The organism is Latilactobacillus sp., from assembly GCF_033176295.1.
GTDB lineage: Bacteria > Bacillota > Bacilli > Lactobacillales > Lactobacillaceae > Latilactobacillus > Latilactobacillus sakei.
The window spans coordinates 1-12,020 of sequence record NZ_JAMQEX010000012.1 but is presented as its reverse complement, the minus strand read 5'-3'; the positions used below and the strand labels follow the sequence as shown (position 1 = coordinate 12,020).

The 12,020-nt window shown below is 40.2% G+C and carries 11 protein-coding genes, 1 pseudogene and 1 riboswitch; of the genes and pseudogenes, 8 read left to right on the top strand and 4 right to left on the bottom strand.

Annotated elements, in window-relative coordinates; all coding sequences use genetic code 11:
- Positions 1–83 precede the first annotated feature (83 nt).
- From NDN60_RS06845 to NDN60_RS06825, 6 genes are all read left to right on the top strand, one after another.
- Positions 84–686, top strand: a complete 603-nt coding sequence (locus NDN60_RS06845; RefSeq protein WP_096584030.1) for a WxL domain-containing protein — start codon at positions 84–86, stop codon at positions 684–686.
- 152 nt (positions 687–838) lie between these two features.
- Complete coding sequence (locus NDN60_RS06840; RefSeq protein ID WP_099947781.1) at positions 839–1,723, top strand: L-type lectin-domain containing protein; 885 nt, start codon at positions 839–841, stop codon at positions 1,721–1,723.
- Entirely contained in the window at positions 1,713–2,978 is a 1,266-nt protein-coding gene (locus NDN60_RS06835) for a hypothetical protein (protein ID WP_099947780.1), read from the top strand. Before NDN60_RS06840 ends, NDN60_RS06835 begins: the two co-directional genes overlap by 11 nt.
- An 18-nt stretch (positions 2,979–2,996) precedes the next feature.
- Positions 2,997–3,878 carry a DUF916 and DUF3324 domain-containing protein gene (locus tag NDN60_RS06830; protein ID WP_099947779.1) on the top strand — a complete coding sequence of 294 codons (882 nt, stop codon included), beginning with the start codon at positions 2,997–2,999 and terminating at the stop codon, positions 3,876–3,878.
- A complete protein-coding gene (locus NDN60_RS09360) occupies positions 3,808–4,038 on the top strand; it encodes an LPXTG cell wall anchor domain-containing protein (RefSeq protein WP_112212676.1) in 231 nt (76 codons plus the stop codon). The genes NDN60_RS06830 and NDN60_RS09360 overlap by 71 nt, the downstream gene beginning before the upstream one ends.
- Before the next feature lie 104 nt (positions 4,039–4,142).
- Positions 4,143–4,320: riboswitch (Lysine riboswitch) on the top strand.
- A gap of 118 nt (positions 4,321–4,438) precedes the next feature.
- Positions 4,439–5,869: an amino acid permease gene (locus NDN60_RS06825; RefSeq protein WP_011375499.1), complete on the top strand. Its 1,431-nt coding sequence runs from the start codon at positions 4,439–4,441 to the stop codon at positions 5,867–5,869.
- 46 nt (positions 5,870–5,915) lie between these two features.
- Here the strand turns inward: NDN60_RS06825 and NDN60_RS06820 are convergent, their stop codons facing one another.
- The 3 genes and pseudogenes from NDN60_RS06820 to NDN60_RS06810 all read right to left on the bottom strand — a co-directional run bounded on the left by NDN60_RS06820 (position 5,916) and on the right by NDN60_RS06810 (position 7,521).
- Positions 5,916–6,509 (bottom strand): DUF3324 domain-containing protein, encoded by a 594-nt coding sequence (locus NDN60_RS06820; RefSeq protein WP_229295531.1) that lies wholly within the window; start codon positions 6,507–6,509, stop codon positions 5,916–5,918.
- Between the two features lie 45 nt (positions 6,510–6,554).
- Positions 6,555–6,928 (bottom strand): annotated as a pseudogene (locus NDN60_RS06815) (WxL protein peptidoglycan domain-containing protein); the annotation flags it as partial.
- Between the two features lie 77 nt (positions 6,929–7,005).
- Positions 7,006–7,521 (bottom strand): hypothetical protein, encoded by a 516-nt coding sequence (locus NDN60_RS06810; RefSeq protein WP_099947778.1) that lies wholly within the window; start codon positions 7,519–7,521, stop codon positions 7,006–7,008.
- Between the two features lie 25 nt (positions 7,522–7,546).
- On the opposite strand from NDN60_RS06810, the gene NDN60_RS06805 reads away from it, so the two are divergent.
- Positions 7,547–9,022, top strand: a complete 1,476-nt coding sequence (locus NDN60_RS06805) for a hypothetical protein (RefSeq protein ID WP_231953174.1) — start codon at positions 7,547–7,549, stop codon at positions 9,020–9,022.
- A 40-nt stretch (positions 9,023–9,062) separates the two neighbouring features.
- Here NDN60_RS06805 and NDN60_RS06800 read toward each other — a convergent pair whose 3' ends face one another.
- Complete coding sequence (locus NDN60_RS06800; RefSeq protein WP_076647810.1) at positions 9,063–10,469, bottom strand: polysaccharide deacetylase family protein; 1,407 nt, start codon at positions 10,467–10,469, stop codon at positions 9,063–9,065.
- Positions 10,470–11,214: 745 nt separating this feature from the next.
- Between NDN60_RS06800 and NDN60_RS06795 the strand changes: the two genes are divergently transcribed.
- Complete coding sequence (locus tag NDN60_RS06795; RefSeq protein ID WP_076647813.1) at positions 11,215–11,862, top strand: WxL domain-containing protein; 648 nt, start codon at positions 11,215–11,217, stop codon at positions 11,860–11,862.
- Positions 11,863–12,020 lie beyond the last annotated feature (158 nt).

Here is a 12,020-nt window from a genome sequence, read left to right as displayed (position 1 = left end):
TGGGTTAGATGGTGAGAACGCTGAATTTTTTGATGATGTTAATTAGATGATAAAAGAAAAATTAAAGAATAGAGGTCTTTGTGATGAAGATTAGTACATTATTATTAAGCGGTTTAGTGACAGTAGCAGGTGCAGCAATGATTTCAGGGCAAACGGCTTTCGCAGCAGATGCTCCTAAAAATGAAATCGCAACAGATGGTCAAAAAGTCACTTCTGTCGTAAAAGCAAAATTAACGGGTAGCGATACGGTTAAATTAACAGCTGTTCCTGATTTAGATTTTGGCACTAAAGAAATTACAGCCTCTGTATTAGATTTGGGTCAAACAGCTGATGGCACTGTTTCGGTTGCTGATGCGCGTGGTGCTGGTGCTGGTTATACAGTTGATGTTGCGCTTACAACACCGTTCACAGATGCAAGCAGTCACATACTTGAAAACTCAACATTAACATTGAAGAATGCGAGTGGTATCAGTACTGATAACGCAGCGCACACTGTAGCGGATACAAAATCAGTTGATTTAACGAATGATAGTGCTAAAAATATTATCACAGCTGGTAAGGATCAAGGGTTAGGGAACTGGAACTACAAGATTAGTGGTTCAAATCTCCATGTTTTAGCTGGCGCATACGCTGGTGACTATACTGGTCAATTAACATGGACATTAACCGCAACACCAAAAGCATAATTAACCCTTAATTTGAGATAGCATTTTACAATGGTTATAATAGTAGTAACAGCTCAATAATGAGCTGTTACCTCAGTTGATTTCCCAGTCGAAATCACTTGAGGTAACAGTTAATTAGTCGTTTGAGAAAAGCTGCTCAAGGAGGACTGGCAATGCGTATTAATAAAACAATACAATTTTTAGTGCTAGGTATTAGTTTATTGCTAGGAATCTTGGTGGTAGTTAACCCAACAAAGGCAGCAATTGACCCAGTACCAGCGCATATTACAAATGTTGAGAATTTATTCGCACCACCACTAAAGGAATCCGACAGTGAATTACCTGTTGATGGTGTAACTGTCATCAATCCAGCCGCCAACGATCAGTCGGGGGCTATTTGGTCTAATCCGGATAACAGGATTGATTTAAGCAAGGATTTTGAGGCGACGATGCTCTTAAACTTTGGGGATAGTGGCAGTAATGCAGCTGACGGGATGGCTTTTGTGATGCATGCTGATCCACGTGGTTACAATACAATTCAAACAGGCGGAACAGGGCAGCAGTTAGGTGTCTGGGGTAGTGTAAGTAGTGTGGATGTTAGTCCAGCTATTAAGAAGAGTTTTGCAGTAGAGTTTGATACAAGACATAATGATGATTGGGGTTCAGCACCGACAGGTATTTTGGGTACGAGTAAACCACTAGTTAGAAATCATATCGCATGGAATTATCTGGCTTTAACCAGTAGTTATAAAGATTTCGGGATAATAGGTTCTAAAATTCATTTGATTCATAATGATGTTAAGGAATTTCCTGGATCAGATGGTAAATGGCATGAGTTTAATGTCAAGTGGAGTTATGCCAATCATACTTTGACCTATAAATTTGATGGTCAAGACCCCGTTAAGGTACCAATTATTGTCAATAATATTTTTGGAACAACGCAAGTTTACTGGGGTTTCACGGGTAAAACTGGTAAGAGTAACGAATTGAACCAAGTGGCTTTTAAAAAAAATATCGAATATTCCGATTACGTCACAAAATTACAAAGTGTACCATAAAAATGGGAATGCCCTTGGTGCTGAAGTAACGAAGGACAATCCGGCGAAACCGCTAGAAGAGTTAAAAGGGGTTCTAACAATTAATAACGACCCCACTAGTGGTTCTGATTGGAAACAAGTGGGTGTACGCTATAAGACTGATGGAACGGATACTTCTCAGGGGGTCTCCTATGTTGCCGATGATTTGATGATCAATAATAAATTAGTATCGAAGAATAAGGTGTCGACGGGTCTTTTCAAAACACCTTCTATTGATTTGAACGGTAATACACTGACACCGCACGATGCGACAGAAAATGACTTCTTTGGTACGATAGGGAAAAATACCTTTAGTACTGGGGTTAATATGGGTGACGTTACCAAAAATAGCACGTCTAAGATTCAGTTTACGCTAACCGCTTTTGACCCAACCCCAACTGATGGGACGACCAATTTAGGTCGGAACTATGAAATCAGTTTAGATGGTAAGATGGCCCGTGAATCGACAGAAAAGGCCGTTTACGTCACAAGTCTCCCTAAGCTTGTCTTAGATAAAAAGTGGACTGACCCAACAAAGGAAAAACCAATTGCGCTTGATAAGAATCAACCAATTGCTTTAACAGGCTCTTGGTCACAATCATCAGCGACTGGTAAGATTGATAGTCACGCGCTTGGGACATTACATTATGCAATTGACGATGGTGCAGAAAAGACCATCGCGCAAAATAATGTCGGTCCTAAGTTAGTCAGTGGGATTCCGACGGTTGGTTTATCGTTGAACGACACCCATAAATTAACGCTTTATATGACCAACGCTGGGTACAACGAAAAATCGACAGTAATGACAATCTACTTTAAACTAAAAGGTGGTACCCTTCTATTAGATAAGGTTAAAAATGAAATTGGATTTGCGCCAGTAACGGTTGGCAAAAATACGATTAATAAACGTGATAATACTGATTGGGCACCAACCGTGGCTGATACACGTGGTACCGGTTCGCGGTGGGATTTATATGCCAGCTCAACAGGCTTGACACGGACGACAGATCACAAACAGTTAGATGGTGGTCTAGTTTATGTTGATGGTCAAAAATCAACAGACGTCACCGAAATCCCTCAAAGAATTGCTTCTAAAACAACAACATCAGATGATGACATTACGCCGATTAAGTGGGATGATAATCAAGGGATATTGTTAAAAGTGAATGCTGGGGCCTATGCGGGTGATTACACAGGGACCATTGATTGGACATTAGGTAATACACCGGCCCCTTAAGATAGAGGAGATTAGAAAATGACACACTTTAAAAAATGGCTTGGATTAGTGATGGGCGTGCTGGCAACGTTGTTTGTGGCATTTACTGTCAATCAACAGGTTGTTCATGCCGAAAAGGTAACTTACTCAGTTGCACCGATTTATCCGGAAAATCAAACGGATAAGAATTTAGGCTATTACGATTTGGGCGTGAAACCTGGTCAAAAAGAGGAAGTATCGGTCGTCGTCCAAAATACTGGGAAAAAAGACCTTGAAGTAGATGTCGCACCAAATACGGCAATTACCAATCAAAATGGGGTGATTGATTACAGTCAATCCGATCCTAAGTACGATAAAACGTTAAAATACCCATTTACTAAATTGATGTCGCCAGCGCAACGCTTGAAGGTGCCTGCTGAAAGTAGTCGGACAGCAACTTTTACCTTGAATGCACCTAAAGCGACTTTTGAAGGTACCATTTTAGGCGGGTTTTATGTCTCACAAGTTAAGCAAGATCAAGTTGAACAAGCTTTAGATCATAAGAAGGGCACGTCTTTGACGAACCGCTATTCTTATATCTTAGGCGTTAAGTTAACGCAATCCGATCAAACTGTGAAACCACATTTGCGGTTAAATCGGATTAAACCTGGCTTGTTGAACGGGCACACTGCGATTTTATCAAATATTCAAAATACAAAAGCAAACTCAATTGGTGAGATGCAAGTCGACGCTAAGATTCGCCGTGCTGGACAAAGTAAGGTGCTTTATCACAGCAAGCAAACTGATTTACAGATGGCACCCAACTCGAATTTTGATTACGGGATTGATTTAAAAAAACAACCACTGAAGGCTGGTCGTTATAATATTAAGATTAAAGTCAACTCGAACAAGGGTCAGTGGCTATTGTCGAAGGATTTTTGAAATCACACAAAAAGAAGCCAGAAAATACAACGGTAAAGCTGTTGAATTACCACAAAGTAACTGGTGGTTATACGTGATTATCGGTGTCATGGTACTCTTAATCTTGTTCTTACTCTTCCTATTATGGCGGAAAAATAAGCAAGACAAGACTGAAGAATAATAATTAAAATGGAAAGATTGCCAGTAGGCGATCTTCTTTTTTTAGCTGAAATTTGCATTGCGCCCAATGTTGACGGATGCGCTTTAATTCGATATACTACCTTTAACAAGATAAGAGGTCGCAAAAACCATCAGTCGTTATTCTGAACTGACTAAGCAGTGATGAGGAATAATTAAAGGGGAATTTGCCGAAATGTCAATTTGCTTATTCAAATTGATGTTGGGACTTGATTGAATAAATCAAGGACTGTCGTAACGAAACGTTACGGGGCGCTATCAACGGTTAATATAAGGCTTATAGTCTTTTTGTCGTTTTTAGCAGACAAGAAGGCTTTTTTGTTTGCTAAATTCGCGGGTTGGTGCGATTTTCTTGAAATAATGGAGAAAAGAGCGGAAGTAGTATGGCAGAAAATGAAATGAAGCGGGAGTTAAAGACGCGGCATCTATCGATGATTGCGTTGGGTGGTAGTATCGGTACAGGTTTATTCGTCACAAGTGGGTCGGCAATTGCCAAGGCGGGTCCAGGTGGCGCGTTACTTGCTTATTGTGGCATTGGGATTATGGTTTTCTTCTTGATGACCAGTTTGGGTGAAATGGCAACTTACTTGCCAGTTTCAGGGTCGTTTTCAACGTATGCAACGCGGTTTGTTGATCCAGCATTAGGGTTTGCGCTTGGTTGGAATTACTGGTTTAATTGGGCGATTACGTTAGCCGTAGACGTCAGTACCGCAGCCTTAGTCATGCAGTTTTGGTTACCGGATATGCCGGGCTGGATTTTTAGTTTAGTCGCGCTATTATTGATTTTCTTGATTAATATCACGAGTGTGAAATCTTTTGGTGAAACTGAATATTGGTTTGCATTAATCAAAGTTATTACAGTTATTATTTTCTTAGGTGTTGGTGTCTTAACGATTTTTGGTATTATGGGTGGTCATCGGACCGGCCTTAGCAACTTTACTATCAAGAAAGCGCCATTTGTTGGTGGCTTACCAATGATGTTGAGTGTGTTCGTTGTTGCTGGTTTCTCATTCCAAGGGACAGAATTAATTGGGATCACCGCTGGGGAATCGAAGACGCCTGAAAAGAGTATCCCAAAGGCAATCAAACAAGTTTTCTGGCGAATTTTATTATTCTACATCTTATCAATCTTCGTTATCGCTTGTTTAATTCCTTATACAAGCCCCTCATTATTAGGTGCTAGTGAAACCAACATTGCGGTTAGTCCCTTTACCTTGGTCTTCAAACGTGCTGGTTTAGCATCAGCTGCCAGCATTATGAACGCAGTTATTTTAACGTCAGTGTTATCGGCTGCTAATTCAGGGATGTATGCTTCTTCAAGAATGTTGTGGTCAATGGCCGAAGACGGCTATGCCGCTAAGATTTTTGCCAAGACAAACAAACGCGGTATTCCAGTCATGGCTTTGATCGGGACAACGATTATTGGGGCTTTGACCTTTATGACCAGTGTCTTTGGCACTCGCATTTATCTTTTCCTTGTGGCTGCTAGTGGTTTGACTGGTTTCATCGCTTGGTTAGGGATCGCGATTTCGCATTATCGTTTCCGACGCGCTTTTAAAGTGCAAGGTCATCAATTGTCAGAATTGAAATACCACGCACGGTGGTTCCCATTTGGGCCAATTTTTGCTTTCTTACTCTGTGTGATTGTCATTATTGGCCAGGATATTCAAGCGTTTGCCCACTTTGATTGGACAGCGATCGGGATTAGTTACATGAGTATTCCGTTGTTCATCATTTTGTACAGTTATTACAAGATTCGCTATAAAACAAAGGTTATTCCATTAGAAAAAGTAGACCTTAGTAAACATCGTTAGATAATAAAAAAGGCGCCGAGACAACTGTCTCGGCGCCTTTTCATTATTATTGTTCTTTTGTTTTTTGACGTAGTTTGTAGAGCAAGTAAAGAATAATCAGGATGAGTAATAAGATACTGAAGCCAACAATCAGCCAGATGATGTTAATACTTTTCTTCTTTTCTGGTGATTTCAATTCATTTTTGGCGTTTTCTTTGAGTGTTGCTCGTTTGATTGTAAACTCGCTGCTAAAATGCCAAGTTTTCTTATCTGATTTAGCCGTCATGTCTAGTGTGTAAGTACCTGCTTTAAGCGGTTCATCGCCAGGTTCGATGACATAGTTGAAACTTGAGTTAGGTGCCATCTCGAGGCCTTTTTTATGGCTGCTGTAGAGTAGTTTGTGGTTTGACTTGCGATAAACCTTAGCGTCTACTTTAAGCGGCGTTAGGACCCAATTGCTTTCGTTATAAAGGGTTGCCAGTACGGCAGAATGTTTATTCGTGTCCAAACCAGCGGTCACCTTTTTTAGTTGCAGTTTGGTGTCTGGTGTTGAAGAAGGTGTGGTACGAACGACGACCGGAATTTCAATCCCGTAATGATTGATGATTTGGGCTTTCTTGGTTGTTTGTTTTTGTTGTGCCGTCTCTTTTTCAACGTGCATGGCGCCTAGAATAATCCCAGAATACGTTGTTGCAGGCATCTTGATGGGGATTGTCACGTCTTTTTTACTATTAGCGGGAACCGTTACTTTAACGGCAGTTGGACTCAATTGGTTGAGTGTTTGGCCGCTTGCTTTTTTGTATTTGGGACATAGGCGATTTGGCCGCTATCGTTAGTCACGCCGTTACGGAGTGTAACGGTGTATGTTGATTGTTGATCGCTGGCGTTTGTGATATTAGCGATGAGGTGCGTATTTTGATTAGGTTTGGCTAAAATGTCATAGAAATCAGCTGCTTTAGTTTGTTCGGGGGTGTCGACCTTTTTAATTGAAAAATTAGCCGTGTCCGCCCAAGCTTTCGTGGGGGTTAGGAAGAAGAGGGCTAACAGTAATGGGAGGAAAACGCGGAGCGATTTTTTCATAGAACCTTCCTTTCAGTGGGGGGTATTAAAAAAGGCGTGACAAAAAATTGTCCCGACCTTTCATGAATTATCTGTGATTAGTTGAATTTAGCACTTGGAGTTGTAGGTGCAAGTGTCCAATTGACATCCATGCTGATTGCATTTGTACCGTTGTCAAATGCTTGACTAGCAGTTAATGACATGTTTGCATCTTTGACTGCTGCAGTTTGTTCGCCGAATTTTGCATCAGCAGTTTTAGTGAAGACGGCTTTAGGTGTTGCTGACAATAATTGACCATTAATTGTTAATTCAGCAACATCCGAATCAGTTTGACCAGAAATTGTCCAAGCTGTTTGTGAAAATGTTGTATCTTCCACAGTAGCCTTTTCAGTAGTACCTTTCAAGTCCTTTGTCATGCCATTTGCATTATATGCAACGTCGCCGAAATTAAGGCTATCGACACTTGTCAAAGTTTGTGTCCCGTCTTTAATTTCAAGGGTTCCCACTGATTTAGCCGTTGTATCTGCGGCGTAAACAGGTGTTAGTTGGCTTAGCCCGACAACCCCCATAAGTGTTGCTGATGATACTGTTAACATTTTTACCAATTTATTCAAATTTAGTGCCAGCTCAACGTATAGTATGCGGGCGTACACACCGGCACAGGTTAAGGCCAATGCGCCGGTGGATAATAAATATTATCCACAAACAACAGCACAGTATAATGCTCGATTGGATTTAACGCCGGCCGATAATACCAAGGTCCGTTATAATTCAGCGGCGCATGTGATGAACAACTTTAATACGATTAATGGTGGTGACGACGCTGCGATTACGTTGAATTCTAATCGTGGTTCGGAAGAAAATTATTCATTTATTGGGACGATTTTAGCCCCCCATACCAACATCATTATTCAAGGGGGTTCTCAGTATAGTTTTGCTGGGAATGTTATTACGAATCGGAGTATTTATCTGGACGGGAACGTGGCAGTTGATAAGGCGTTTGGGGCGAACTTTAATGCCGATGGTAAATTCCCAGGGACTTCTGATTTGGAATCAACGACCAAAGTGCCGCGGATTTTGTCCGTGACCCTGCCCAACGGCGTTAACTTTAGTCCTGAAAATGTCACGACGAATTATGTTTTCCAATTTTCACTAAATAATAACGTTGAAATCGATCCGGAATCAGAAACGATGCATCGTTTGGATGGGCGTGCTTTTAAAAACACCTTTTTAATCGATCAACCAGCTGGGACCAGCAATGTGTTATGGTCGCGGATGAATGATGGTAAGTGGAAAAAGTATGAGCCGGACGGTAAAAATCCGTTGCAACCCAATAAGACGAGTGAAGCTCAGACAGTCGAATTATCGATTGCCGACGTCACGGAAGATTTAAAGACGAAGGATAATGTTGATAATTACGATGATCAAACCATTTATAATGCCGGCAAGATTGATGGTAATTATGTGGTTAATGGCGTCGAAAAGGCCTTTATCGGTTGGCATTTACTGCATAAGAATAAATTTTCGTTTATTGTGGCTAGTGAAATTAAGGCAAAGTATGATAATACAATTACTAATTACACCTTGAATGTTCATGGTGATTTGTTGGTTAACTATCCAAAGGTATTTGATTTTGGGACCTATACACTAGGCACCTCTGAACAAGAACCGGTCAGCATTGCTAAGGGGCAAATTAACGTTGAAAATCCATTTTATATGGACTGGAAATTAGTTGTTAAGAACAGCACTTCAGGTGCGGATCTCGTCGATAATCCATTGTTGCAAGAGGATGCGACCGACTTTAACGTCCAATTGTACTCGTTGAAAACGGGGACGGATGATGATTGGGAAGCGGGCCAGATTTTAAATTTAGGTGATTTATTAAAAGGACCAGAAACCCCATTGTTAACACTGGATACACAAAAACAGTTGTCGGGAGATGAGCAGTTAGACGCCATACAACCGGCCAAGTCAATGCCGTTTTATAAGAGCGACGTTAACTTGAAATTCCATAATGGCAAGGTAGATCAATGTGCTAAACGCCCAGGCAAATATAAGTTGGAAGCAACTTGGGAATTATCAACGGCTGATAAAGTTGTCGATAATACTGATTAAAAAAAAGAACCCCGAGACAGCCGTCTCGGGGTTCTTTTTTTTAATCTTGATAAGGATCAGCGGCCTTAGCGTACTGTTGGAAAGGTGCTAGACGGTGTTCAAATAATGATGGAATTGTTACTAAGTGATAACCTTTGGCTCGCAATTGATCGATGAGAGCTGGCAAAGCTTTGATTGTTTCAGGCGCAGTTCTAAGTAGAATGACGTCACCGCCAGTTGTGCGCTCAATAACGTTTTTGGTAATATCAGTAGCTTTAATATCAGTGCGCCAATCTTCTGAGTCAACCGACCAACTAATCAACGCGCGTTGGCTGGCACTCGCAATGGCCTTATTGGTGGTATCAGGGGTTACGCGCATGAATCGTGGTAGTGCGCCAGTTGCTTTGAAAATCGCTTGATCTGTTTTGGCAAGATTTGCTGATAAGTCAGCTTCGCTCATTGTATCGATTGCATCATCGGCAGCGTAACTTTGATTACCAATTGCTTGATTAGCCGCGCTTATTTTTTTGAGTGTTTTAGGATGTTTGTGGGCTGCTTCACCGGTGGGGAAGAACGTGGCCTGTGCCGCTTTTTCATTGAGAATTTCAAGGACTTGCTTGGCACTGTCCGTATCAAGAGCCGTATTGAAAGTGAGGGCAACTGATTTGGATTTCTTCTTGGCGCTTGGCATTGTGTAGCCTTCAGCGATATAGTCGGGATTTAGATAAGGACCGATTGTCGCTAGTGGCAATGTGATCTGTTTGATTCCCAGCGTGTTTTTTGAAAAGTTTAGCGTTAACCCGTGCTGTGAAAAAGAGAACTGTTGATAATTGACGTCAGTTGGAAAATCAAGATTCTCCAAGGTTTTTAATTGGTGGGGCGTGTAGTTGTATTTTTTAAGTTGTTGATCAACAGCGAGTTGTTTAATCATTGGTAGGGTAGCGGCATCATGATATAAGTCTTTAAAGGTCACGGGGTGTGTTTGGTTAGCGAGGTTATAAACCGCTTCTTGTCCCAATTGATCGGTGAATTTACCGAATTTAGTGCTGAAATGATGTTCGACACGGCTGTAGACTGCCCCAGTCGGTGTTAAGCAGTAGGTATCATCGTGCAAGTTGTCGCCATTGTAGGTGATGTAAACAACAATATCTTTTTGTTTCTGCTTGCGTGCCTTTTGATAGAGTTGTTCGCCAATGCGCTGTTGTTGCCGCCGTAGATCAATGGCGTGGCCTTGTTGGTTTTTGGGGACAAAATAGTAGATTTTTCCTGCCGATTTTGTATCAGTGTAGATGGCGAAATTGGCATAATTATTTTCGGAATGGATTCGGTAAGCTTTGAAGATCGCTGTTTGGCTTGTTTTAATTTGAGCCTCTTTTTGTTGATGGCTAAAGTACTGGTTCTCAAAATAAATAATCGGTATTGCGATAAGTGCTAGGATAATAATGATAGTCTTTTGCCATGTTCGCATTTGAAGTACCCCCAAGAATAGCTGTTATCTACCAGTATACTGAATCAAATGTGACTTTAAAAGGAATGTTCTCACAATTGACGGGGTACAGGAGTGGTACAGTCCAATAAGTATTAAAAAAATAATGCTAGTATAATAAAAGTTTACCCAGTTGAATATCTATTCGAAAAAAAGTTAAAAAATTATTGTCAGCTAATGTTAGCAAGGTCAATGATTTGAATGGGTAATATAATAAAATAACAGTCATAATAGTGAGAAAATTTTAAGAATAGATAACATACCACGTCAATGCCTTTAGGGGGGTTGAAGAACTATTGCTTAATTTGGATTCAAAAAAATAAAATAATAATGTTGATATTAGTAGTTATGTAATTTTTGTAATAAACAAATATGTTAGTTTATCAGCAGCTATTCAATCATATTAACAGTTATAAAGTTGAATAATCGGCATTTTGAGAACCGTATGCACGCGTAATACACAATTTTGAATATAGTGAACAACGTCAAATAAAGCAGCTATTCAATATTTTTTAGCTATTAATTTGATAAGCGCTTTATAAGGTTAACAATAACTGGGAAACTTGTCTTTTCGGGATTTATGACCTAGAATGACCTTAAAGAAGTAAATAAATAACAGGGTTAATTACTATTAAATAACTAACTATTTGGGGGAAGATTACAATGAAACAAACAAAATTCGCATTATTAGCAGCAGTTACATTGGCAGGTGCAACATTGATCAACGTTGCAGGCGTACAAGCCGCAACAGTTAGCTACTAAAGCAATACCAGCAAAAGCAACAACGACTGCTGAATTTACGGTTAAGGCTGGCCAATTGACATTGGATGCTGCACCTGATTTCCATTTTGGTGATGTTGATACAACTATCAATAACTTAAAGAATGATGACCTCCTACAAACAAGTAACGCTGTTGATAGTACTCATCATAATGATGGCCATACACAAACTGCTACACCAGCAGACGGTACGCAAGGTAATATTGATAAGGATGTTAATACGTTACAAGTGAGTGATTATCGTGGTGCTGGTAGTGAATGGACATTATTCGCACAACTTGGTGAATTTAAGAATATCGATACAAAGAGCAAAGGGACTGCAACCGGTGTTATCACAATTGGTAAAGGTGTTGATAATCTAACGACTAAAACCATTGGTAAAGATGCACAAGTCATCATGAATACCGCCAATACCCTTAAAACTACACCAGAAAAATTAGGTGCTCAAACAACGACTACTGATTTTAGTGCTACTGGTGATAAGGTATCTTCACTTAAATTGAGCGAATTAAAAAACATTGTGGCAGGAACTTATCAAGCACCTATCACATGGACTTTAATGGATGGTGCTCAAACAACTTTACCAACAGCTTAATTATCAAATTTTAAAGATTAGATCAGAAAAAAGTTGGGGAAACCCAACTTTTTTTCGTGACCCAAATTGCAAGAACAAATTAGCCACACGATAAATCCTATTAAATCAGTATTTTCATTAATATTCATATTTTATGGACTTAACTTAACCGGCGGAAG

Coding starts and splice junctions, on each gene's coding strand:
- NDN60_RS06845 (WP_096584030.1), top strand. CDS start 84: ATGAAGATTAGTACATTATTATTAAGCGGTTTAGTGACAGTAGCAGGT.
- NDN60_RS06840 (WP_099947781.1), top strand. CDS start 839: ATGCGTATTAATAAAACAATACAATTTTTAGTGCTAGGTATTAGTTTA.
- NDN60_RS06830 (WP_099947779.1), top strand. CDS start 2,997: ATGACACACTTTAAAAAATGGCTTGGATTAGTGATGGGCGTGCTGGCA.
- NDN60_RS06825 (WP_011375499.1), top strand. CDS start 4,439: ATGGCAGAAAATGAAATGAAGCGGGAGTTAAAGACGCGGCATCTATCG.
- NDN60_RS06820 (WP_229295531.1), bottom strand. CDS start 6,509: ATGCACGTTGAAAAAGAGACGGCACAACAAAAACAAACAACCAAGAAA.
- NDN60_RS06805 (WP_231953174.1), top strand. CDS start 7,547: ATGCGGGCGTACACACCGGCACAGGTTAAGGCCAATGCGCCGGTGGAT.
- NDN60_RS06800 (WP_076647810.1), bottom strand. CDS start 10,469: ATGCGAACATGGCAAAAGACTATCATTATTATCCTAGCACTTATCGCA.